The sequence below is a fragment of the Mesorhizobium sp. M8A.F.Ca.ET.181.01.1.1 genome (genome assembly GCF_004792025.1).
GTDB lineage: Bacteria > Pseudomonadota > Alphaproteobacteria > Rhizobiales > Rhizobiaceae > Mesorhizobium.
The window spans coordinates 110,689-132,081 of record NZ_SRTV01000006.1; the positions used below are offsets into that span (position 1 = coordinate 110,689).

General features: G+C 64.5%; 19 protein-coding genes. 6 read left to right on the forward strand and 13 right to left on the reverse strand.

Annotated elements, in window-relative coordinates:
• Positions 1-32: 32 nt before the first annotated feature.
• Positions 33-1,073 (reverse strand): ABC transporter substrate-binding protein, encoded by a 1,041-nt coding sequence (locus tag EN824_RS21555; protein ID WP_127277784.1) that lies wholly within the window; start codon positions 1,071-1,073, stop codon positions 33-35.
• A gap of 215 nt (positions 1,074-1,288) precedes the next feature.
• On the opposite strand from EN824_RS21555, the gene EN824_RS21560 reads away from it, so the two are divergent.
• Positions 1,289-1,990 carry a GntR family transcriptional regulator gene (locus EN824_RS21560; RefSeq protein ID WP_189343558.1) on the forward strand — a complete coding sequence of 234 codons (702 nt, stop codon included), beginning with the start codon at positions 1,289-1,291 and terminating at the stop codon, positions 1,988-1,990.
• A gap of 18 nt (positions 1,991-2,008) precedes the next feature.
• Here the strand turns inward: EN824_RS21560 and EN824_RS21565 are convergent, their stop codons facing one another.
• The 7 genes from EN824_RS21565 to EN824_RS21595 form a co-directional block, all read right to left on the reverse strand.
• The gene (locus tag EN824_RS21565; RefSeq protein ID WP_127277785.1) at positions 2,009-2,950 is read right to left on the reverse strand and encodes an alpha/beta hydrolase; all 942 of its coding nucleotides are present in this window, start codon (positions 2,948-2,950) and stop codon (positions 2,009-2,011) included.
• 100 nt (positions 2,951-3,050) lie between these two features.
• Positions 3,051-3,833 (reverse strand): carnitinyl-CoA dehydratase, encoded by a 783-nt coding sequence (locus EN824_RS21570; RefSeq protein WP_127277786.1) that lies wholly within the window; start codon positions 3,831-3,833, stop codon positions 3,051-3,053.
• Entirely contained in the window at positions 3,826-5,904 is a 2,079-nt protein-coding gene (locus tag EN824_RS21575; RefSeq protein ID WP_127277787.1) for an acetate--CoA ligase family protein, read from the reverse strand. The genes EN824_RS21570 and EN824_RS21575 overlap by 8 nt, the downstream gene beginning before the upstream one ends.
• Positions 5,905-5,990: 86 nt before the next feature.
• Entirely contained in the window at positions 5,991-7,154 is a 1,164-nt protein-coding gene (locus EN824_RS21580) for an acyl-CoA dehydrogenase (RefSeq protein WP_127277788.1), read from the reverse strand.
• 4 nt (positions 7,155-7,158) lie between these two features.
• Positions 7,159-8,253 carry a carnitine 3-dehydrogenase gene (locus tag EN824_RS21585; protein WP_127277789.1) on the reverse strand — a complete coding sequence of 365 codons (1,095 nt, stop codon included), beginning with the start codon at positions 8,251-8,253 and terminating at the stop codon, positions 7,159-7,161.
• Complete coding sequence (locus tag EN824_RS21590) at positions 8,250-8,879, reverse strand: HD domain-containing protein (RefSeq protein WP_127277790.1); 630 nt, start codon at positions 8,877-8,879, stop codon at positions 8,250-8,252. Before EN824_RS21590 ends, EN824_RS21585 begins: the two co-directional genes overlap by 4 nt.
• A 101-nt stretch (positions 8,880-8,980) precedes the next feature.
• Positions 8,981-9,898: a 3-keto-5-aminohexanoate cleavage protein gene (locus EN824_RS21595; RefSeq protein WP_091586279.1), complete on the reverse strand. Its 918-nt coding sequence runs from the start codon at positions 9,896-9,898 to the stop codon at positions 8,981-8,983.
• A 79-nt stretch (positions 9,899-9,977) separates the two neighbouring features.
• Here EN824_RS21595 and EN824_RS21600 point away from each other — a divergent pair, with 79 nt between their 5' ends.
• Complete coding sequence (locus EN824_RS21600; RefSeq protein ID WP_135862763.1) at positions 9,978-10,955, forward strand: GlxA family transcriptional regulator; 978 nt, start codon at positions 9,978-9,980, stop codon at positions 10,953-10,955.
• A 56-nt stretch (positions 10,956-11,011) separates the two neighbouring features.
• On the opposite strand, the gene EN824_RS21605 is transcribed toward EN824_RS21600, so the two are convergent.
• Both EN824_RS21605 and xylA read right to left on the reverse strand, forming a co-directional pair.
• Positions 11,012-11,221: a hypothetical protein gene (locus tag EN824_RS21605; RefSeq protein ID WP_127279348.1), complete on the reverse strand. Its 210-nt coding sequence runs from the start codon at positions 11,219-11,221 to the stop codon at positions 11,012-11,014.
• 208 nt (positions 11,222-11,429) lie between these two features.
• Positions 11,430-12,755, reverse strand: a complete 1,326-nt coding sequence (xylA, locus tag EN824_RS21610) for a xylose isomerase (RefSeq protein WP_127871181.1) — start codon at positions 12,753-12,755, stop codon at positions 11,430-11,432.
• Between the two features lie 112 nt (positions 12,756-12,867).
• Here xylA and EN824_RS21615 point away from each other — a divergent pair, with 112 nt between their 5' ends.
• Positions 12,868-13,230 carry a nuclear transport factor 2 family protein gene (locus EN824_RS21615; protein ID WP_127279346.1) on the forward strand — a complete coding sequence of 121 codons (363 nt, stop codon included), beginning with the start codon at positions 12,868-12,870 and terminating at the stop codon, positions 13,228-13,230.
• Positions 13,231-13,493: 263 nt separating this feature from the next.
• Here EN824_RS21615 and xylB read toward each other — a convergent pair whose 3' ends face one another.
• Together xylB and EN824_RS21630 are read right to left on the reverse strand one after the other, a co-directional pair.
• Complete coding sequence (xylB, locus tag EN824_RS21625) at positions 13,494-14,948, reverse strand: xylulokinase (protein WP_135917585.1); 1,455 nt, start codon at positions 14,946-14,948, stop codon at positions 13,494-13,496.
• Between the two features lie 80 nt (positions 14,949-15,028).
• The gene (locus tag EN824_RS21630; RefSeq protein ID WP_127279344.1) at positions 15,029-16,354 is read right to left on the reverse strand and encodes a tetratricopeptide repeat protein; all 1,326 of its coding nucleotides are present in this window, start codon (positions 16,352-16,354) and stop codon (positions 15,029-15,031) included.
• A gap of 227 nt (positions 16,355-16,581) precedes the next feature.
• On the opposite strand from EN824_RS21630, the gene EN824_RS21635 reads away from it, so the two are divergent.
• Positions 16,582-19,371: an autotransporter outer membrane beta-barrel domain-containing protein gene (locus tag EN824_RS21635; protein ID WP_135932695.1), complete on the forward strand. Its 2,790-nt coding sequence runs from the start codon at positions 16,582-16,584 to the stop codon at positions 19,369-19,371.
• Between the two features lie 73 nt (positions 19,372-19,444).
• Here the strand turns inward: EN824_RS21635 and EN824_RS21640 are convergent, their stop codons facing one another.
• Positions 19,445-20,068, reverse strand: a complete 624-nt coding sequence (locus tag EN824_RS21640; protein WP_127279471.1) for a LysE family translocator — start codon at positions 20,066-20,068, stop codon at positions 19,445-19,447.
• Positions 20,069-20,178: 110 nt separating this feature from the next.
• Here EN824_RS21640 and EN824_RS35340 point away from each other — a divergent pair, with 110 nt between their 5' ends.
• Positions 20,179-20,328 (forward strand): hypothetical protein, encoded by a 150-nt coding sequence (locus EN824_RS35340; protein WP_167531394.1) that lies wholly within the window; start codon positions 20,179-20,181, stop codon positions 20,326-20,328.
• Positions 20,329-20,578: 250 nt separating this feature from the next.
• Positions 20,579-21,346: a L,D-transpeptidase gene (locus EN824_RS21650; protein ID WP_127279473.1), complete on the forward strand. Its 768-nt coding sequence runs from the start codon at positions 20,579-20,581 to the stop codon at positions 21,344-21,346.
• The last annotated feature ends 47 nt before the right edge of the window (positions 21,347-21,393 follow it).

Consider the following 21,393-nt stretch of genomic DNA (forward strand, 5'->3'; position numbering starts at 1 on the left):
TTCGCGCCGCCCCGCAATGTCAGGGTTCCGGCCTATTGCTGGATCAGATTGTTGAACTTCTCCGTCGCCTCGACAAGGTTGTCGCGCCAGAACTCGGCATCCTGCAGCACCTGCTTCTTGACGTTTTCGGGCGCCGAATTGATGTCCTTGATCCGCTCGGGCGGGATCTTGCCGGTCTCGAAGGCCTTCTCGTTGACCGGCCCATTGTCGACATAGAGCGGCAGATTGGCCTGCAATTGCGGGCTGACGAACATCGCCAGCGCTTTCATCGCCGCTTCCTTGTTCTTGGCGCCCTTGGGGATGACCATGCAGTCGGCGGTGAGCACGCCCTGGTCGAAGGAGAAGCTGACCGGCGCGCCTGCCTTCTTCAGGGTGCCGGCGCGTCCGTTCCAGATGCTCGCCATGTCGACTTCGCCGTCCTTCACCAGTTGCATGGCCTGGGCACCGGAGGTCCACCAGGCATCGACATGGCCGCGGATCTTGTCGACCGATTTCAAGGCGCTATCGACATCGACCGGATAGACCTTGTCGATCGGCAGGCCCGAGGCGAGTGCGGCAACGCTCAGCGTCTCCGTCGCCTGGCTGCTGCTCAACGCGCGCCGTCCCGGGAATTTTTCCACGTTCCAGAAGTCGGCCCAGGTCTTCGGGCCCTTGTCGCCGAAGACATCGGTCCGGTAGATCAACACGACGGAGGTGTAGGAAATGCCGACCCAGTCGTCATGCACCAATTTCGGGTTGATGCCGCTCTTGTCGATAATGCCGTAATCCAGCTTTTCGAACAGGCCTTCCTTCGAGCCGCGCGCGCATTCGTCGGCGCCGAGCTCGGTGATGTCCCACTTCACTGCATTTCCGGTCACCTGCAGCCGCACGTCGTCGAGGCCGTTGGTGGTGTCTTCCTTGATGGTGATGCCGAGCGCATCGGCGGTCGGCTTGAAGAAGGCCTTGGTCTGCGCCTCCTGATAGGTGCCGCCCCACGAGGCGACGGTGATCGTGTCGGCGGCGACGGCGGGCACTGCGAACGCCGCCACGAGGCCCGCGATCGCCACAACGCTAACGTTTCTGATCCTGTTCATTTCGGTTCTCCGACCGGTGTTCCCATTTGTTTTTGATTTGGCATGCGATTTTGTATACAATTTAGAATGTAGCCGAGAGATCGATGTTGTCAACTGCGACAGGCACGATCAGTTCGACGCGATGGGACGATGCCGCAGGCGTGGCAAATTGCGCCGACTGCGACTACAAACGAGGCAATGTCCGGCTAAAGCGGCTGGAGAACTGGGAACGGAACTTGGCCAAGGAAACCAAAAACACACTGCGCGACTCGGTCTATTCCGCGCTCAAGGCGATGATCGTGACCGGCCAGATTCCGCCGGGCTCGCGCGTCACCGAAAGCGACATCGCGGCGAAACTCAATGTCAGCCGCACGCCGGTGCGCGAAGCCTTCAATCGGCTGGAGCGCGACGGGCTGGTCACCGGCCGGCCGCGCCAGGGCTATGCCGTCACCGAGTTCGACATCAACATGTTCCGCGAGGCCTTCGACATCCGCGAACTGCTCGACGGCCATGCGACCGAACTCGCGGCCACCGCGGCGACCGACAAGGACAAGGCGCGGCTGCGCGCCATGCTGGCCGAATGCGAACGGCTGGCCGCCATCCCGGATCGCACCACGCGCGAGAAATTCCAGGAACTGGAAGTCGGCATCGACCTGCACCGTGTCATCGCCGAAATCAGCGGCAACGCGATGCTGCACGGCATGCTGTGCGGCATCCTCGACAAGTGCCAGCATTATGTCTGGACCGAACTCTTGTGGCTCGATGAATGGAAGATCGCCCGCGACGAGCATGCCCGGATCGTCGAGGCGATCTGCGCCGGCGATGCCGCTAAGGCCGGCGCCCTGGCGCGCGCCCATGTGCGGGGATCGCGCGAGAACGTGCTGCGCCTGCTGCAGGCGAAATCGGACTATCAGAGTTTCCTGGCCAAGGCCTCCTGAGCGGGATGGCCCCCGGCCCTACCAGGTCCAGCCGCCCTTTCCGAGCGTCGCCACCGCATCGACGATCCGGGTGAAGCTCGCGCGGGCGCGGCCGACGCTGTGCCGGGCCCTGAGATAGCCGTGCACCAGGCCGGGCTCCTCGAACCAGGTGGCGCGCCCGCCGGCCGCGACGATGCGGTCGCGATAAGCCTCGCCGTCGGATGACAAGGGGTCGCATTCGGCGGTGATCAGCACGGTCGGCGGCAAATTGGCGAAATCGGCATCGGCCAGCGGCGACAGCGTGATGTCGCCGGTTTGATCCACGCCCCCGGTTCGGATGTGCTTGTAGAATTCGAGATCGCGTACCGTCAGCATCGGCGCTTCGGCGTGCCTTACATAGGAGCCGCGCAAGCGATCGCCGCCGAGACCGGGATAAATCAGCACCTGGCCGATCGGCTTTTTCACATGGCCACGCGTCGCGTGTGCAACGGCGGCGCAAAGGTTGCCGCCGGCGCTGTCGCCGCACAGCACGACCGGGCGATCGTAGGTACGGGCCGCCCATTCGAAGGCGCTCATCGCATCATCGAAAGCGGCCGGATGCAGATGTTCAGGCGCCAGCCGGTAATCGACCGAAACCACTTCATGACCGGTGCGGCCGCAAAGTTCGGCACAGACATCGTCATGGCTGTCCAGCCCGCCGAGAATGAAGCCGCCGCCATGGATGTAGACCACCATCGCCGCATCGTCCGGCGTCGCGTTGCGGTAGATGCGGATCGGGACGTCTCGCGCGGGCGTGGCGATAACCGTGGTTTCGGCCGTCACGCCCTCGGGATAGCCGGCAAAGAACTCGCGGCACATCCGGTCATAGATCGCGCGCTGCCGCGCGACCGTGTAGTCGATCGTGTCGGGCGGATAATAGGAATTGGTCCGCTCGATAAAGGCCCAGGTCTCGGCATCGATGAGTTTTGCGTAGTCGGTCATGAAGGGAGACCGGACAGCAACGAATGCGCCCAGGGGCCGCCCTCTGGCCTAACGGGTCCGGCAGGGCAGAGGGGGGTGCCTGGCGCCATCATCTCCAGTGTCACTTCCCCTTCCACACAGGCTCGCGCTTTTCGGCGAAGGCACGGAACCCTTCCATACCGTCCTCCGACCCATAGAGCGCGTCGACGGTCGGCAACTGCCGGCGCGTCACCTTGTTCATCGCATCCTGGAAGGTCAGCGCCTCGGCCACCCGCGCCGTCTCCTTAATCGCGGCGAAGACCAGCGGCGGGCCGCTGGCGAGCAGGCGGGCGATCTCCCAAACGCGGTCCTCGAGCTTTTCCTTGGGCAGCACCTCGTTGACCAGGCCCCAGCGATGCGCCTCGGCGACATCCATCCAGCGGCCGGTGAGCAGAAGGTCCATGGCGACATGATAAGGGATGCGCTTCGGCAGCTTGATCGTCGCCGCGTCGGCCAGCGTGCCGGCACGGATTTCGGGCAGTGCGAAGGAGGAATGGTCCGAGGCGTAGATGAGGTCGCAGGACAGCGCCAGCTCGAAGCCGCCGCCGACCGCCATGCCGTTGACGCAGGCAATGACCGGTTTGTTGAGGTCACGCAGCTCCTGCAGCCCGGCAAAACCGCCGACGCCATAGTCGCCGTCGACCGCGTCGCCGCTGGCCGCGGCCTTCAGGTCCCAACCGGCGCAGAAGAACTTGTCGCCGGCGGTCTTGACGATGGCGACCCGCAGTTCCGGGTCGTCGCGGAACACCTTGAAGGTCTCGCCCATCAGCCGCGAGGTTTTCAGGTCGATCGCATTGGCCTTGGGGCGGTCGAGCGTGACCTCCAGGATGGTGCCTTCGCGGCGAGTCGAAATGACGTCAGACATTCTTGGTCTCTCCCAGCACCAGCAGCGCGTCGGCGATCCAGGCGCCCTTGCCCTGTGTGCAGACGATCAGCGGATTGATGTCGAGTTCCTCGATCTCGCCGGCATTCTCCTGCACGAAACCGGCGATGCCAGCGATCGCGTCTATGGCGGCGGCGACATCGGCCTTCGGCCGGCCGCGATAGCCTTCGAGCAGCGGGAACAGTTTCAGCCCGCGCAGCGCGGCCTCGATGTCGTCGCGCGTCGCCGGCAGCATCAGCGTGACGCTGTCGCGCAGCAGTTCGACCAGCACGCCACCGGTGCCCAGCGTCATGACGGCGCCGAACATCGGATCCCTGGTGAAGCCGACGATCAGTTCGGCGACGCCGTCGCGCACCATGCGCTCGACATAGAGCCCGGTGCCGAGCGGCAACAGGTCATGCGCCGCCGTGCTGACCGACTCGGCATCCTTGAGGTTGAGCCGGACAGCGCCGACCTCGGATTTGTGGGTGACGCCAAGAGCCTTCAGGGCAACCGGAAAGCCGAGCGCCATGGACGAAATCACCGCCTCGACCGCATTGCCGGCGCGCTCGCCCTTGGGCACGGGAAGCCCGGCCTTGATCAGCCGCGCCTTGGCTTCGGCCTCGTCGGGCGTGACGTGGTCGCCGCCAGCCGCGCCGGCAGCGGATGTGTCGACCGGCTGCGCCTGCGGTTCAGCCCATGCCCAGCCGATGAAGGCTGCCGCGCCTGCGGCGTCCATCGCCTCGGAAATGCCGAACAGCGGCACCATGCCCCGCGCCATCAGCTCGGCGGTGTATTCCTCGGGCAGGTTCTCCGGTAGCGAGGAAACAATGGCGCCATGCGCCTTGTTGGTCTTCAGCGCCGATTCGAAGGCGCGCAGCGTCGCCCACCAGTCGGTCACCGAGCAGCGGTCGGGGCGCGGGAAGTCGAGCACCAGCATGTTCAAGTCGAAGCCGCCCGACACCATGGCGGTGAAGGTGGCCGTCATCGCCGGCTCGTTGTTCCAGATGAAGGTGTGGTAGTCCAACGGGTTGGCCACCGCGACCAGCGGCCCGAGGGTCGATTTGACATGGGCGCGGTGGGTGTCGGTCAGCACCGGGAAGTTGACCCAGCGCCCTTCGGCACTGTCGGCCATGACCGACGCTTCGCCGCCCGAACAGCTCATCGACGAGAGCTTGTAGCCAGGCAGCGGGCCGGTGATGTGCAGCAGCTTCAGCGCCTCGATGAAGGCGGGGATGGAATCGACCCGCGCAATGCCAAGCCGCCTCAGGAAGGCGCCGGAAGCAGCGTCCGAGCCGGCCAGCGATGCGGTGTGCGAAACGGTTGCCTGCCGCGCCTGTTCGGACCGGCCGACCTTCATGGCGATGATCGGTTTCCTGAGCTCGCGCGCCCGTGCGGCCAGGCGCTCGAAGCCGGCTACCGAGTCGAAGGCCTCGATATGCAGGCCGAGCGACGTCACACGCTCATCCTCGATCAGGCCGAGCGCCATTTCCGACAGGCCGGTCTGCGCCTGGTTGCCGGCGGTCATCAGGAAGGCGATCGGCAGGCCGCGCTTCTGCATCGTCATGTTGATGGCGATGTTGGACGACTGGGTGATGATGGCGACGCCCTTGCCGCCCTCGTCCAGCCTGATGCCGCCATGTTGGTCGGGCCACAAAAGCGCACCGTCGGCATAGTTGATCAGGCCGTAGCAGTTCGGCCCGATGATCGGCATCTGGCCGGCGGCCGCGACCAGTTCGGCCTGCAGCCGTTCGCCGTCGTCGTCATAAGCCTCGGTTTCGAGAAATCCGGCGGCAAAGCAGACGGCGCCGCCGGCCCCGCGCTCGGCCAGCGCCTTGACCACCTCGATGGTCAGGTGCCGGTTGACACCGACAAAGGCGGCATCCGGCGCGCCGGGCAGATCCGCGACCGAGCGGTAGGCCTTGCATCCGGCAACCTCGTCCTTGGTCGGGTGCACCGGCCAGATATCGCCGGCAAAGCCCATCTTGATCGATTGCGCCACGACGGCGGCGGCCTGCACGCCACCGAACACGGCGATCGATTTCGGGCGCAGGAGACGTTCAAGTTTATGCATGGTCATCTTTTCGTTTTGAGCGAGATCTCAGGACAAACGATCTCGTTTGCCCGACAAACCGAATCCCGGCTTTGCGCGATCATGCTCTAAGCGCCGAACGGACGCAGCAGCGCCCGCGAAATAATATGTCGCTGAATCTCCGAAGTGCCTTCCCAGATGCGCTCGACACGGGCATCGCGCCAGATGCGCTCCAGTGGCAGGTCGTCCATCAGCCCCATGCCGCCATGGATCTGGATTGCCTCGTCGGCGACAAAGGCGAGCATTTCGGTGGCCTTCAGCTTGGCCATGGCCATGTCCTGGTCGGTGACGGTGCCCTGATCGTACTTCCAGCCGGCTTCGAAGACCATCAGGTCGGCGGCCTTGAGTTCCGTCGCCATGTCGGCGAGCTTGAACGACACGCCCTGGAACTTGCCGATCTGCTGGCCGAACTGCTGGCGCTGCGCGGCGTATTCGACGGCATGGCCAAGCGCCCGCTCGGCACGGCCGAGACAGGTGGCGCCGACCTGCAGACGCGTGGCGCCGAGCCAGGAATTGGCGACGTCGAAGCCCTTGTGAACCTCGCCCAGAACCTGGGATGCCGGCAGCCGGCAATCGTCGAACTCCAAAATGGCGTTGGTGTAGCCGCGATGCGAGACGTTGCGATAGCCGTCGCGCACCGTGAAACCCTTGGTGCCCTTGTCGACGAAGAAGGCGGTGATCTTCTTGCGTTTGCCGCGCGCAGACTCCTCCTCGCCCGAGGCCATGAAGACGATGGCGAAATCGGCGAGATCGGCGTGCGAGATAAAATGCTTGGTGCCGTTCAGCACCCAGTCGTCGCCATCCTGCACGGCTGATGCCTTCATGCCGCGCAGATCGGAGCCAGCGCCCGGCTCTGTCATTGCCAGGCAATCCCATTTCTCGCCGCGGATGCAGGGGAAAAGGTACTTTTCGCGCTGCTCCGGCGTGCCGGCGAGCAGAATGTTGGAAGGACGCGCCACGCAGGTCCAGTGCAGCGCGTAATTGGCCCGGCCGAGTTCCTTCTCGTAAAGCAGCCAGGTCACCGTATCGAGCCCCGCGCCGCCGACATCGGCCGGCATGTTGGCGGCATAGAGCCCGGCCTCGATCGCCTTGGCCTTGATCTCCTCGATCAGCTCGCGGCGCAGCACGCCGGTGCGCTCGACCTCGCGCTCATGCGGATAAAGCTCGTTCTCGACGAAGGCACGCGTCGTCTCGACAATGAGCTTTTGCTCTTCCGAAAGACCGAAATCCATGGTCTCAGCCCTTCTTCTTTTTCTTCGGCTTTTCGGCTTTCTTCACCGGCTTGGCGGCCTTGGCCTTTTCCGCCGCCTTTGAAGCCGCGGGCTTCTTCGCCGCCAGCTTGGCGAGCTGTTTGGTATAATCCTTGTGCAGCGCGCCGGCGCCCCAGCCCTTGCCCTTGTTCTGCTTCGACAGCGCATCCATGATCGCGACCAGATTGTCGTCGCGGATCTTTTCCAGCTCGCGGATCGACAGGCCGTGCGCCTGGTCGTCCGACTGGGTGGCGATCAGGTCGACCAGCTCGTCGTTGAACTCCGGAACGTCCATCAGCTTGGTCCACGGCCATTTCAGGCAGGGCCCGAACTGCGCCATGAAGTGGCGCATGCCGGCCTCGCCGCCGGCGACGCGGTAGACCTGGAACATGCCCATCTGCGCCCAGCGCAGGCCGAAGCCATAACGCATGATGTCGTCGAGTTCCTCGACCGTGCAGATGCCGTCCTTGATCAGCCACAGCGCCTCGCGCCAGGCGGCTTCGAGCAGGCGGTCGCCGACGAAAGCTTCGATCTCCTTGCGGATCACGACCGGCTTCATGCCGATCGAGGCATAGATTTCCTTGGCGACCTCGACAGCCTCGGGGAAGGTCTGGTCGCCGCCGACGATCTCGACCAGCGGCAGCAGGTAGACCGGGTTGAACGGATGGCCGACGACCAGCCGCTCCGGATGCTTCTTCATCGCCACCTGCATGTCGGTCGGCTTGATGCCGGAGGTCGAGGAGCCGACAATGGCGTTGGCCGGCGCATGCGCATCGATCTCGGCCAGCACCCTGTGCTTGAGATCGAGCCGTTCCGGCACGCTCTCCTGGATGAAATCGGCATCGGCGACCGCTTCGGCGATCGTCTTGGCGAAGGTGAGCTTGCCCTCCTTGGGCAGACCGCCGGGCACCATCTGCTTATAGGCGCGGCGCGCGCCCTTCATCACTTCCGAAACCTTGCGTGAAGCTTCCGGATCGGGATCGAAAATGGAGACGTCGATGCCGTTCAAGAGCAGGCGCGCGACCCAGCCGGCCCCGATGACACCGCCGCCAATGGCGGCCGCCTTGTTGATGATGCTCATTGAGAGGCTCCGGTTCTTGTCCTGGCGGTTTCGGGATCGATGAGAGGCACGCGCTCGCCGGCGCGGATGACGGATGGGTCGTAGGCCTTGCGGGCGAAGACTTCGAGCACGAAGGGTCGGAAGAATTCGATCGGCAGCGTCTCATAGTCGGGGTCGAAGCTCGACTGGTCCCAGCGCTCGCAGAACTGGTCGCAATCGTCGAAATAGGCGTGGCCGGCGAAGCGGTCGCGGGCATGGCGGTTGCCGCCGAGATGGTGGGCATAGTAGAGGCGCTGGAAGTCGCCGTGTTTCTCCACCACCCAGGTGCATTGCTCGCGCACAAACGGCTTCAGGATCGAAGCGGCGTATTCGTCGTGATTGTAGGGCGCGTAGATGTCGCCGATGTCGTGCAGCAGCGCGCAGGCGATCCAGTCGGTGTCGGCGCCGTCGCGCCAGGCCCGTGTCGCCGCCTGCAGCGAATGGCCGAGCCGGGTGATCTTGTAGCCGGACAGGCCTTCGTCGAGCTGGACCAGCGCGTCGAGCAGCCGCTCGCCGGTCCTGGCCGCATAGTCGATTTCATGGGCGGTCAGGAACTCGTAGTCTTGCCTGTCGCCATCCTTCATCGCGGTGAATTTGACGGTAGCCATAGCGACCCTCCCTGCGAATTAATCTTCTTGTTTGAGCATGATCTCTGGACAAACGAGAACCGTTTGTCCGAGAAAACCGGTTCCCACTTTCGGGATCATGCTCATGCCGCTATCGGCGCTCGCTTGGTCAGGTTGAGCTTCTTGCGCACTTCTTCCGGGCCAAGAATCCTGGCGCCGAGATTGGTGACGATCGAGGCGGCGCGCTCGACCAGCTGGGCATTGGTCGCCAGCACGCCCTTGTCGAGCCAGAGATTGTCTTCCAGGCCGACGCGGACATTGCCGCCGGCGAGCACCGCCGCCGCCGCATAGGCCATTTGGTTGCGGCCGATGGCGAAGGCCGACCAGTTCCAGGTCGACGGCACGTTGTTGACCATCGCCATGAAGGTGTTGAGGTCGTCGGGCGCCCCCCACGGCACACCCATGCAAAGCTGCACCAGCGCGTCGGGGTTGAGCACCTTTTCCTCGACCAGTTGCTTGGCGAACCAGAGATGCCCGGTGTCGAAGGCCTCGATTTCCGGCTTGACGCCGAGCGCCGTCATCATGCCGCCCATGGCGCGCAGCATGCCGGGCGTGTTGGTCATGACATAGTCGGCTTCGGCGAAATTCATGGTGCCGCAGTCGAGCGTGCAGATTTCCGGCAGGCACTGGCGCACATGTTCCATGCGGTTGGTGGCGCCGCCCATGTCGGTGCCTTTTTCGTTGAGCGGCAACGGCGCTTCCGGCGAGCCGAACACCATGTCGCCGCCCATGCCGGCGGTCAGGTTCAGGATGACGTCGACGTCAGCCGCGCGGATACGCTCGGTCACCTCGCGATAGAGATGCACGTCGCGCCTGGGCTTGCCGGTTTCGGGGTCGCGCACATGGCAATGGACGATGGCCGCACCCGCCTTGGCCGCATCGATGGCCGAGTCGGCGATCTGCTTGGGCGAGCGCGGCACATGCGGGCTGCGGTCCTGCGAGCCGCCGGAACCGGTCACGGCACAGGTAATGAAAACCTCACGGTTCATCGCGAGCGGCATCGAAACTCTCCTCCCATTCGAAACAGCCACTAGCATCGCTCGCCTTGATCCAAGCTGCTTTGCGTTTTACGAAGGCGATATGATCAAAAGCGAAAAATCTGTCTTTCGCGCCGAACGCGAGACCCTCAAGGTGACGTTCCTGGTGTTTTCCGGGTCGTCGATCATGTGCGTCGCCTCGGCCGTCGACCCGCTGCGCGCCGCCAACCGCATCTCCGGCGAGACCCTGTTCGATTTCAAGCTGGTCTCGGTCACCGGCGAGGCTCCGGTCACCACCTGCGGCCTGCCGGTGGCGGTCAGCGGGCGTTTCGACGCGGCGGAGCCGACCGACGTTCTCGTCGTCGTCGCCGGTTTCGGCACGCAGAATTACGCGACGTCGGGTCTGCTTTCAGGTTTGCGCAGGGCGGCGCGAGCGGCCCGCGCGTGCGGCGGCGTCGAGGCCGGCACCTGGCTGGTGGCGCGTGCCGGCTTGCTGGAAGGGCGCAGCGCTACCACCCATTGGGAGGACATGGAGGATTTTTCCTCGGCCTTCCCTGGCGTCGACGTCCGTCCGGACCGCTATGTCATCGACGGGCCGGTGTTCACCTCGGGCGGCGCGTCGCCGACTTTCGACCTGATGCTGCATCTCATTCGCACGCGCCTCGGCATGGCCGTGGCGCTCGATGTCGCCAGCGTCTTCATCTACGACCAGGCCCGGGCCGCGACCGATGCCCAGCCGCTGGTCTCGCTCGGCCGGCTCGACGGCTATGATCCGCGCCTGGCGCAGGCCATCCGGCTGATGGAATCGCATGTCGATCAGCCGTTGACCGTCGAGGCGGTCGCCAAACGCGCCGGGGTGACGGCGCGGACCCTGGAAAGCATCTTTCGCAAGTCGATCGGCGAGACGCCAGGCGCCTATTATCTCAGGCTGCGGCTGGGCGCCGCGCGCCGGCTCGTGGTCGACACGCGGATCGCCATGGCGGATATTGCCGGGCGGACGGGGTTCTCGTCGGCCGCGGCTTTTTCCAGGGCATTTTCAAGAGCTTTCGGCGAAGCCCCTGTCAGGCTTCGCCGGGGTTGATTGGGGCCGGGGTTGATTCGGGCCGGAGTTGATTCGGCCAGGGTTGATTTGGGAAGTCAGGCAGCATTCCGGCGGTCGCTGCCGCCGTCGATCTGCGAGCGCATCTGCCGCGCGAGATGGGTCTCGAAGCGGCTGGCAACGGCGCGGTCCCATTCATTGGTGCTGCGTGCGCCCTGTTTTGGATGCGGCATTGCCATCAGCCGGTCAATGATCGATCCGGCTTCGCCAGGTGAGAGCAGGGCGTCGATTTCACGTTCGTTCTGCATATCGGTTCGCCTCCTTCTTCCTCTCCCGCCACGAGCGATACCTATACGAGATTCGTGACGGCAGTTTGAAGGCAAGAGCGAGGTCATTGAGAGGCGGCAAGGGGCAAAACCTTGTCGTCGGTTTCAGCATGGCGCGCAAAATGTTTCCGCGCGCCAAGCTTTCGAATCGCATAGTGCGCCGGCTTGGATTGCCGACGGTCAGGCAGCGTCAGACGTAGCGGTTGACGATGTTTTCGAGCAGTTCCTGGCGGCCGGAACGCGGCTGCGGCTCGATCTTCTTCTTCACCACGCGTTCGGCGATCTCTTCCAGCGTCCGCTTGCCAGACAGCATCGCCTTGGCCTCGGCGCTGTTCCAGCCGGCGTAGCGTTCGGCGAGCGGGCCCGACAATGCCTTGTCCTCGACCATGCGGGCCGCCGCCTTGAGACCGCGCGCGCAAGAATCCATGCCGCCGATGTGGCCGATCAGCAGGTCCTGCGGGTCGAGCGACTGGCGGCGCAGCTTGGCGTCGAAATTGGTGCCGCCGGTCTTGAAGCCGCCGGCCTGGAGGACCTGGTAGTAGGCGAGCGCCATCTCCGGCACGTTGTTGGGGAACTGGTCGGTATCCCAGCCCGACTGGTAGTCGTTGCGGTTCATGTCGATCGAGCCGAAGACGCCGAGCGCATTGGCCAGGGCCAGTTCGTGCTCGAAGGAATGGCCGGCCAGGATGGCGTGGCCCTGCTCGATGTTGAGCTTGACCTCCTTTTCCAGGCCGAAGCGCTTGAGGAAGCCGTAAACGGTCGCGACGTCGTAGTCATATTGGTGCTTTGTCGGCTCCTGTGGCTTCGGCTCGATCAGGATCGTGCCCTTGAAGCCGATCTTGTGCTTGTAGTCGACGACGAGGTTCAGGAAGCGGCCGGCCTGTTCCTGCTCGCGGGCAAGGTCGGTGTTGAGCAGGGTCTCGTAACCCTCGCGCCCGCCCCACAGCACGTAGTTCTCGCCCTTCAGCCGCTTGGTGACGTCGATGCAGCTCTTCACCGTCGCAGCCGCATAGGCGAACACATCCGGATCGGGATTGGTCGCGGCACCGGACATGAAGCGGCGGTTGGAGAACAGGTTCGCCGTGCCCCAGAGAAGCTTGACGCCGGTCTGCTTCATCTTTCCGGCAAAATAATCGGCGATTTCATCCAGCCGGGCCGCACTTTCGGAGAAATCCTTGCCCTCGGGCCGCACATCGGCGTCATGGAAGCAGAAATAGGGAGCGCCGAGCAGCGAGAACATCTCGAAGGCCACATCCGCCTTCAGTTTCGCCAGTTCCATCGTGTCGACGCCGCCGGCCTTGGGGAACCAGGGACGGTCGAAGGTCTGGCCGCCGAACGGGTCGCCGCCCGGCCAGGCGAAGGAATGCCAGTAGGCGACGGCAAAGCGCAGATGGTCTTCCAGACGCTTGCCAGCCACCACTTCGTCGGGATTGTAGAAACGATAGGCCAGCGGATTGGTCGAATCCGGTCCCTCATATTTGATCTTCTGGATGTCGCCGAAAAAGCCGCTGCTCATGTTCTCTTCCTCTCCAAGATAGTTTTGCCTGATTACCTCAGGCGTAATTGGTTTCACGCCGGTGCTGGTCGAAAACGGTCACGTCAAAACCGTCAAACGAAGGAGACAGATCATGACCGACCTCAACACGATCGCCCAAAACTACATCACCGCCTGGAACGAGAGCGATGCCGGCCGCCGGGCAGCGTTGCTCAAGGCTGTTTTCACCGAAGACATCAGCTATCGCGATCCGCTCATGCAGGGCGACGGCCATGAAGGCGTCGCGGCGCTGATCGACGGCGTGCAGCAGCGCTTTGCCGGCTTCCGCTTCTCGCTGAAGGGCACTCCGGACGGCTTTGCCGACAAGATCCGGTTTTCGTGGAATCTCGGGCCGGAAGGGGTCCCGTCCGTCATCGAAGGCACCGACATCGGCGTCATCGAGGACGGTCGCCTGAAAAGCGTGACCGGCTTCCTCGACAAGGTGCCGGCGCAGTGAGGTCACCTCGTCAAGACGTGGTGGAGAATACCAATCGCCAAAGTCGGTGCTGCCCCTCATCGCCCTGCCGGGCACTTCTCCCCGTATAGTGACGGGGAGAAGGGGGCTGGCCGCAACCTTGGCGCCTTCGTCACTACGCTGGTGATTGGCGAAACCGGTGACGGGAGCGCTCCTCTCCCCGTCCCTATGCGGGGAGAGGATGCCGGCAGGCAGGTGAGGGGCAGCGCCGGCGCCCTGATAAAGAAGGTGGGACACGCCCCAACTCACGCGGTTACAGCCCTGATCGCCGGGTAAAGCGCCCGGTAGCGGTGATAGGCATCGGCATAGGCGTTGCCGAGCGCCGCATCCGGTTCGATCGTGGCGTCTGTCTTCGGCGCCGTGCACACGGCCAGCGGATCCGCCCCTGTCGCGGCGATAAGGCCAAGCCGCGCAGCCCCAAACGCGGCGCCGAAATCGCCGTCGGCGGGGATGTCGACCGGCACCTGCAGCGCGGTGGCGATGGCCTTCAGCCAATAGCGCGAGCGCGAGCCGCCGCCGATCGCCGTCACCCGCGTCAAGGTGGTGCCGGCTGTCTTCAACGCTTCGAGGCTGTCGCGGAAGGCGAAGGCGACGCCTTCGAGCACGGCCTGGGTCAGCACGGCGCGGCCCGATTCATGCGCGAGGCCGGTGAAGGAACCGCGAATGGCGGAATCATTGTGTGGCGTGCGCTCGCCCGAAAGATAGGGCAGGAAGGACACGCCGGTCGGCGCTTTCAGCGTCTCGCCGAGTTCCGACGTCAACTCGCCTGCGCCCCTGCCCGTGATCTCCGACAGCCAGTTGAGCGAATCGCTCGCCGACAGGATGACGCCCATCTGGTGCCAGGTGTTGGGCAACGCATGGCAGAAGGTATGCACCGCGCTTGCCGGATTGGGCAGATAGGCGGCGTTGGCGGCAAACAGCACGCCCGACGTGCCGAGCGAGACAAAGGCGTGGCCGGCGCGGACCGTGCCCATGCCGCAGGCGGAAGCCGCGTTGTCGCCGGCGCCGCCAGCCACCGGAATGCCGGCCGCGATACCCCATTGCGAGGCGAGTTCGGCGCGCAGCCCGCCAGCCTTCGCGGTGCCCTCGACCAGCGCCGGCATATGGCTCTCGTCGAGCGATGTCGCCGCGAGCAGGTCCGCCGACCAGCGGCGCTTGCCGACATCGAGCCAGGACGTACCGGCTGCATCAGACATTTCGGAAATGTGTTCCCCGGTCAGCCAAAGCCGCAGGAAGTCCTTGGGCAAAAGCACCTTTGCCACCTTGGCGAAGACAGCGGGCTCGTTGTTCTTCACCCAGGCCAGCTTCGGCGCGGTGAAGCCAGGAAAGACGATGTTGCCGGTGAGCGCGCGGAAGCGTGGATCGGCGTCGAGCGCGGCCGCCTCTACATGGCTGCGCGTGTCATTCCAGAGGATGCAGGGACGCAGCACCTGATCGGCCGCGTCGAGCAAGGTCGCGCCATGCATCTGGCCGGACAGGCCGATGCCCTTAACCGCCGCGAACTGCCCGGGATGCGACGCCTTCAGTTCGGCGATCGCGTCTTGGCAGGCGCGTATCCAGTGCAGCGGATCCTGCTCGGACCAGCCGGGATGCGGGCGCGAAACGTCAAGCGTGCCATGGCCGGAGCCGATGACGCCCTGTCCGGCATCGATCAGCAACGCCTTGACGCCCGATGTCCCCAGGTCGAGGCCGAGATACATGGTTTCCTCCCACGTTCTTATTTTTTTCGGAGTCCGAAAAATATGCTTCAGCCAGTTTTTAAGGCAAGATCCGCTCCGGGTCAATTCTCTGACAAATCTGCGGCGCGTCGTGAAAACAGCGCCGACAGCGGACTGTCCGGGCGTACCATCGAGCGCTCCATCGTCAGCACCTTGGCGAGCGCGCCGTCGCCGGCGCGCAGGGCGGCCTCGATCAGCGTGAGATCGATGACGTCGCGCTGCGCGTGGCTGCCGCCAAAGCGATGGGCGATCGCCCGGATGGGCCGGATCAATCGGATGGTCTCGGCGTAATTGCCCTCCCCGAACGCCTTGATCGCAAGCGTCAGGGGGTGCCCCACATCCCGCGTGAAAGCGGCATTGTCCGCATCGCCCCGCATCGCCTCGCGCTGGGCCTCGAGCAAGGTCCGGGCCGGGGCGTCGAGCCCGGCGCCGACAAAGGCCATCATCGCATGGGCGTCGTTGAACGCGTAATTGCCGGAGGCGGCCCTGGGCACCCAATTGGCAGCCAGCGCCGCCCAGCGGTCGCCGACATCGACGTCACCGAGATGAAGCCGCCACAGGATTGCCGATGCATCGACCATGTTGAGCGCCAGCGTCGATCTGGCGCCGTAGATCGGTCCGTCATAGAGCGCCAGCACCTCGCCGGTCTCGCCGAGATCGTAGTGGAACAGCGCCAGGTGCCACCAATTGTGCACTTGGAGGAAGCTCTCCTTGGTCCAGGCATCGGGATCGGCACGCATCCAGGCAATTCCGTCCCTTTGCCGGCTTTGCATCTCCATCACATGCGCCACCGCATGTTGCGCCCAGCCGTCGCGCGGTTCGATCTCGACCGCTGTGCGACCCAGCCTTTCGGCCTGTGCGTACTCAGCCATCTCTTCGAGCCCGAACGCCTGCATGCCGAGGATGGCGTGGTAACCCCGCATGTCCGCCTGCCATGACGGCAGGGCGCGGGCGATGCGGTCGCGCAGCATGCGGGCGTTGCCGGTGAAGAAATCGACCTGGTGTCCGACCTGGAGCGCCACGGCATCGAGCGGGAAATCGATCGCTATGTCCTGAAGGATGCCGGAAGCCTGATGCCAGCGGCCGTTGGCGAGGTGGCCGAGGGCTGAGACATGCGCCCGTTCGCGCGTTGTCGCGGCAAGCGGCAGCGCCGCCTCGTGGCAGGTCCTGGCCACGGCCGTAGCTTCCGGCTCGGTGGCAAGGCCGAAGAGATAGCCCTTGAAGACATGCGCCATGACGAAACCGGGGTCCTGCGCGATGGCGCGATCGACGGAGTTGACCGGATCGCCGATGAAACACTGCAATTCGCGCACGGCCTGGCCGTAGAGCGCGAATCCGGCTTCCGTCGCGCCCGAAACTGCCAAGCCGAATGTGTCTTTGATTGGCATGCGAGAGTCCTTGGTCAGATCCGGATGAGCATGATGCCCCTCGGTCCAACATCATCTTAAAGCATGGGCGAAGGCGATGCCATTTCACGGGCACATCTGCGCCATGTCAGTTATTTTTGCAGTTCATCAACCATGAGAGGCAGATTAGGCTTTGTAAAACTGGACGAATTGTGGCTTCAATGCGGCGCGGGTAAGGGGCTTGAAATCGCGATCTGAGAGGGGACGCGATGCGGCACTTTGAAATACAGCCTCCGAACAGCGGTTCGGAGCACATCGGCGAGGCTATTTCTTTGACGCGGCGAAGGCCTAGGCGAATCAATCCTGGGTTTATTAGCTTACTTGCAACTACAGCGCTTATGTTGCTGCCTGGCTCCGCGGCCTTCGCGGCATGCGTGCTGGTTCCGTCTCCGGGAAATGACACCTTCACTTGCGATAGTGGCGATTCGAGCGGCAGCCTCAACGATACCAGCGGCAACAACACGCTGACCTTCCCGGCTGGCGGCACCGGCCAGGTGAGCGGCAATGTCACATTCGGCGCCGGCACGGACCGTATCGACATGCAGTCCGGCACCATCACCGGCGCGGTCGATCAGGGCGCCGGCACGGATTTCTTCGCCATCGGCGGCGGCACGGTCGCCGGCAATGTCCAGCAGGGCGCCGGCATCGACGACTTCAGCATGAGCGGCGGCCAGGTCGGTTCGCTGAACCAGGGCGACGGGCTGGACACCTTCACCATGACGGGCGGCCGCATCGTCGATTTCTTTGACGATGGCGACCGTGCCGTGATGACCGGCGGCCGCATCGGCCGCGTCAACATGAAGCTCGACAAGAACTATTTCAACATGTCGGGCGGCATCATCGACCGCAACCTCGTCACCGGCTTCGATCAGGACACCATCATTCTCTCCGGTGGCACGATCGGCGGCAACATCAGCGTCAGCGGCGGCAACGACAGCGTGACGATCACAGGCGGCACGGTGGGCGGCGATGTGCTGATGAGCTTCGGCGCGGACAATTTCGTCTGGAACGGCGGCGGCATCATCTATGGCTCGGTCGACCTCGGCGCCGACAACGATACCGCCAAACTCAGCAATCTCACCAACGCCAATCTCGGCGGAGCCGATGCGCTGAATGGCGGCCTCGGCACCGATGCGCTTACCTTCGACAACGTCAAGCTGGAAGGCATCGCCAGGGTCCAGAACTGGGAAACCATAGACGCCACCAACGATACCCAGTTGATCCTCGACGGCAATCTCGTACTGGGCGACAGCGGCACGGGCACCGGAAGGCTCAGCGTCGACCAGGCAAGCACGCTCTATGGCGGCGGTGGCTTCAACAGTTCCATCCAGGCCTTCACCTCGGGCCAACTGGCCGATGTGGTCAATGCCGGCCGCATCGACCTGACCAACGGCGGCACCGGCGCTTCCGATCGCCTGACCATATCGGGCAATTATGTCGGCATGGGCGGGCTGCTCCTCCTCCAGACCGAGCTTGGCGACGACAGCTCCGCTTCCGACCGGCTGGTGCTGTCCGGCGGCACGGCCTCCGGCTCGACCGGCATCGCTGTGGTCAATGTCGGCGGCGCCGGGGCGCAGACCACGTCCGACGGCATCATGCTCGTCCAGGCGGTCAACGGCGCCACGTCGAGCGCAAGCGCCTTTGCCCTCGATGCGCCGGTCGCCGCCGGCGCCTTCGAATATTATCTCTTCAAGGGCGGCGTCAGCGCCGGCAGCGCGGAGAACTGGTATCTGCGTTCGACGCTGAACACACCGGCAACACCGGCCGCCGGGCCGTCGGCGCTCGAACCGACGCAGCAACCAGAGCCGGAGCCGCCGCCGTCCGAGCCGCCGCCGCCGCCGTCCGAGTTGCCGCCGGTGCCGGTGCCGACCGATGGCGACATCAACAATCCGCCGGTCGATTCGACACCGCCGGTGCAGGCGAGCGACCCCGAACCCGAGGCGCCGCCGCCACCGCCGCCAGCGCCGCCGGCTGATCCACCACCGCCACCACCGGTGGTGCCGACCGCCGTTCCGGACCTGCCGACGCCGGCTGCCGGCGAGACGATCCTGCTCTACCGCATCGAGGTGCCCACCTATTCGGCCTTGCCGCCGGTGGCCGAGCACCTTGCGATGACGACGCTCGGCACCTTCCACGAGCGGCGCGGCGAACAGAGTCTGTTGTCGAACGCCGAGCTGTCGCCTGTCTGGGGCCGCATCTACGGCCAGGACGCCAAAATGGGCTGGTCGGGAACGGTGTCGTCGTCTTTCGACGGCACCTTGTTCGGCCTGCAGGCGGGCTTCGACGTCTTCGGCCGCGAAACCGCTTCGGGCGGCTTCGATCGCGCCGGCCTCTTCGTCGCCTATGCCAGCATGAAGGGTGACGTGCGCGGCCAGGCTCTGGGGCAGAATGATCTGTCCGTGGGCGGGCTCGATGTCAGCGGCACCAGCGTCGGCGGCTACTGGACCCGCATCGGCCAGGGCGGCTGGTACCTCGACGGGGTGCTCATGGCCACCTTCTTCGGCGGCGACGCGACGTCGTCGCGCGACGTTGGCATCGACATTGGCGGAACAGGTGTCACCGCCTCGCTGGAGGGCGGCTATCCCATGGCGCTGGCGCAGGGCTGGACGCTGGAACCACAGGCGCAACTGATCTGGCAGCATCTGTCGCTCGACGATACCAAGGACCGTTTCTCGTCGGTCTCATTCGATAGCGACGGCAGCGTCACCGGCCGGCTGGGCGCTCGGTTGCAGGGCGAGGCTTCTGTCAACGGCATAGCGCTGCAGCCCTATCTCAAGGCCAATATCTGGCATGATTTCGGCGGCACCGACCGTGTCAGCTTCGACACCACCGACATCTCGACCGAGGGCAGGTCGACCTCGTTCGAGTTCGGCGGCGGTATCGTCGCCAAGGTGACGGACAAGGTCAGCATCTTCGCCACCGGCGATTACACCACCAACCTTGACGGCGACAAACGCCGCATCCTCGAGGGCAATCTGGGCTTCAGCGTCAAATGGTGAAGCAAGCTGTGCTGATGTTCAGCTAGTGCCAGCCTGACCTGAATCTCAACACGCCTTGGCCGCGCCTGCTTTCTCAATTGCCGGACCGCATCGCCACCGTGGCGATGCCGGCGCCGACCAGCAGCGTGCCGCCGGTGCGGTTGAAGATGCGGATCGCCCTGGGATTGCGCACCACGTTGCGGGCGCGTGCCGCGATCAGCGCGTAACCGAAGGCGTTGGCGAAGGCGAGCGCCAGGAAGGTCGTCTCGAAAACCAGCATCTGCGTCCAGAAACTGGCATGCCGGTCGAGAAACTGCGGCAGGAACGCAACGAAGAAGGTGATGCTCTTCGGGTTGAGCGCGGTGACCAGCCAGGCATGCGCCATCATCTTGGCCGACGACACCGCGTCGGTGCGCGGTTCGGCCCTCAGCGTGCCGCCGGCGCGGAACAGTTTCACGCCGAGATAGATCAGATAGCCGGCGCCGATCAGCTTCAGGATGGTGAAAACACCAGCGGAAGCCGCCAGCAGCGCGCCGATGCCCAGCATCGACAAGGTCATGGCGGTGAAGTCGCCGAGCGCCACGCCGACGGCCATCGGCAAAGCGGTGCGCCAGCCCTGGCCCAGCGCATAGGACACGACCAGAAGGATGGTCGGACCCGGGATCACAAGGAGGATGGTCGACGCGGCAGCGAAGGCGGCCCAGTTTTCGAAGGACATGCTCGTCTCCTTTGAGCTCAAAGAAGAGGATAAATCCTTGGGTCCCGAAAAATGTAAAGGGCCGAATCTTTGTTTTTTGCGCATTCCGGTCGGGCAACCGGTACGACCTTATGGACTACGACATCAATTGCGCCAGCGGCAGCCCGGTGTCAGTTCGCGCCGCCCAGCGTGCTCACGATATCGGCCAGGCTGACATTGGCACCGAGAACCGTGGCGGCCGCGACAATGGCAGCGGCAAAAAGCTTGATGTCGGTTTTTAACGTCTTGCACATGGAGGCCCCTCGCTGATCATCGGGAGAGGTAGGAAACACCAGCGCCGGGATTGTGACCTGACAGGGGTGATTTTGTGCCTGACACTGGATGACGGTCGCCGGGAGGGCGGAACGGCGTTTCCGGCAATGCGCAAACGCAAGCAGCGCAAGGCATTCACGCTTTATCAACCATGAATGATGAAAATGCCCGCTATCCGGCCGGACCGTGCTTCCCGCCGACAGCGTAGGGTTTGGGTATATGCGTGAGTTGCCGCAAGGTCCGACGCCGCCGCGAAACGGCGACGCAATCGAAACCGATCTTCTCCTCTCCCGCCGCGCCGTCCTGTCCGGGGCGGGCGCCTTGGCGCTGCTCGGCGTCGCCGGCTGCTCGACTTCGGGTGGCGGCGGCCTGCCGGCGCTCCAGCTCGACGATACGGTCACCGGGTCGGTGCCGATCCGGCCCTCGATCAGCGTCGACAAGAACATCACCAGCGCCGACGTCATGTATGCCGCGCTGACCGACAACGGCTTCAACGTGCCCGAGGTGCCCTATCTCAAGGTGAAGCCGGAATTCCGCCGCCAGATCGTCGTCGACACGACAGGCGAGGCGCCCGGCACGATTGTCGTGCATCTCAAGGAGCGCATGCTCTATCTCGTCCAGCCGGGTGGCGACGCCATCCGCTACGGCGTCGGCATCGGCAAGGACGGGTTCCGCTGGTCCGGCCGGGCCAACATCCAGTACGGCCGCGAATGGCCGACCTGGACGCCGCCGCCCGAAATGATCCAGCGCAAGCCGGAACTGGTGAAGTGGCAGGGCGGCCAGCCCGGCGGCCTCACCAATCCGCTTGGCGCCCGCGCGCTCTACATCTACCAGGATGGCAAGGACACCGGCTACCGCATCCACGGCTCGCCCGAATGGTGGAGCATCGGCCAGGCGATGTCGTCGGGCTGCGTGCGCCTGATCAACCAGGACATCATCGACCTCTACAGCCGGGTATCGAAGAAAAACCCCGTCGTCGTCATGTGATCGTGGCCACGTTTTGCGGCCGCCAGACTCTTCCGTTGCGCGAGGCG

Coding starts and splice junctions, on each gene's coding strand:
- EN824_RS21615 (WP_127279346.1), top strand. CDS start 12,868: ATGACCGACCTCAACACGATCGCCCAAAACTACATCACCGCCTGGAAC.
- EN824_RS21650 (WP_127279473.1), top strand. CDS start 20,579: ATGCGTGAGTTGCCGCAAGGTCCGACGCCGCCGCGAAACGGCGACGCA.
- EN824_RS21630 (WP_127279344.1), bottom strand. CDS start 16,354: ATGCCAATCAAAGACACATTCGGCTTGGCAGTTTCGGGCGCGACGGAA.
- EN824_RS21635 (WP_135932695.1), top strand. CDS start 16,582: ATGCGGCACTTTGAAATACAGCCTCCGAACAGCGGTTCGGAGCACATC.
- EN824_RS21640 (WP_127279471.1), bottom strand. CDS start 20,068: ATGTCCTTCGAAAACTGGGCCGCCTTCGCTGCCGCGTCGACCATCCTC.
- EN824_RS21600 (WP_135862763.1), top strand. CDS start 9,978: ATGATCAAAAGCGAAAAATCTGTCTTTCGCGCCGAACGCGAGACCCTC.
- EN824_RS21595 (WP_091586279.1), bottom strand. CDS start 9,898: ATGCCGCTCGCGATGAACCGTGAGGTTTTCATTACCTGTGCCGTGACC.
- EN824_RS21590 (WP_127277790.1), bottom strand. CDS start 8,879: ATGGCTACCGTCAAATTCACCGCGATGAAGGATGGCGACAGGCAAGAC.
- EN824_RS21570 (WP_127277786.1), bottom strand. CDS start 3,833: ATGTCTGACGTCATTTCGACTCGCCGCGAAGGCACCATCCTGGAGGTC.
- EN824_RS21580 (WP_127277788.1), bottom strand. CDS start 7,154: ATGGATTTCGGTCTTTCGGAAGAGCAAAAGCTCATTGTCGAGACGACG.
- EN824_RS21565 (WP_127277785.1), bottom strand. CDS start 2,950: ATGACCGACTACGCAAAACTCATCGATGCCGAGACCTGGGCCTTTATC.
- EN824_RS21575 (WP_127277787.1), bottom strand. CDS start 5,904: ATGCATAAACTTGAACGTCTCCTGCGCCCGAAATCGATCGCCGTGTTC.
- EN824_RS35340 (WP_167531394.1), top strand. CDS start 20,179: ATGGACTACGACATCAATTGCGCCAGCGGCAGCCCGGTGTCAGTTCGC.
- EN824_RS21585 (WP_127277789.1), bottom strand. CDS start 8,253: ATGAGCATCATCAACAAGGCGGCCGCCATTGGCGGCGGTGTCATCGGG.
- xylA (WP_127871181.1), bottom strand. CDS start 12,755: ATGAGCAGCGGCTTTTTCGGCGACATCCAGAAGATCAAATATGAGGGA.
- EN824_RS21605 (WP_127279348.1), bottom strand. CDS start 11,221: ATGCAGAACGAACGTGAAATCGACGCCCTGCTCTCACCTGGCGAAGCC.
- xylB (WP_135917585.1), bottom strand. CDS start 14,948: ATGTATCTCGGCCTCGACCTGGGGACATCGGGCGTCAAGGCGTTGCTG.
- EN824_RS21555 (WP_127277784.1), bottom strand. CDS start 1,073: ATGAACAGGATCAGAAACGTTAGCGTTGTGGCGATCGCGGGCCTCGTG.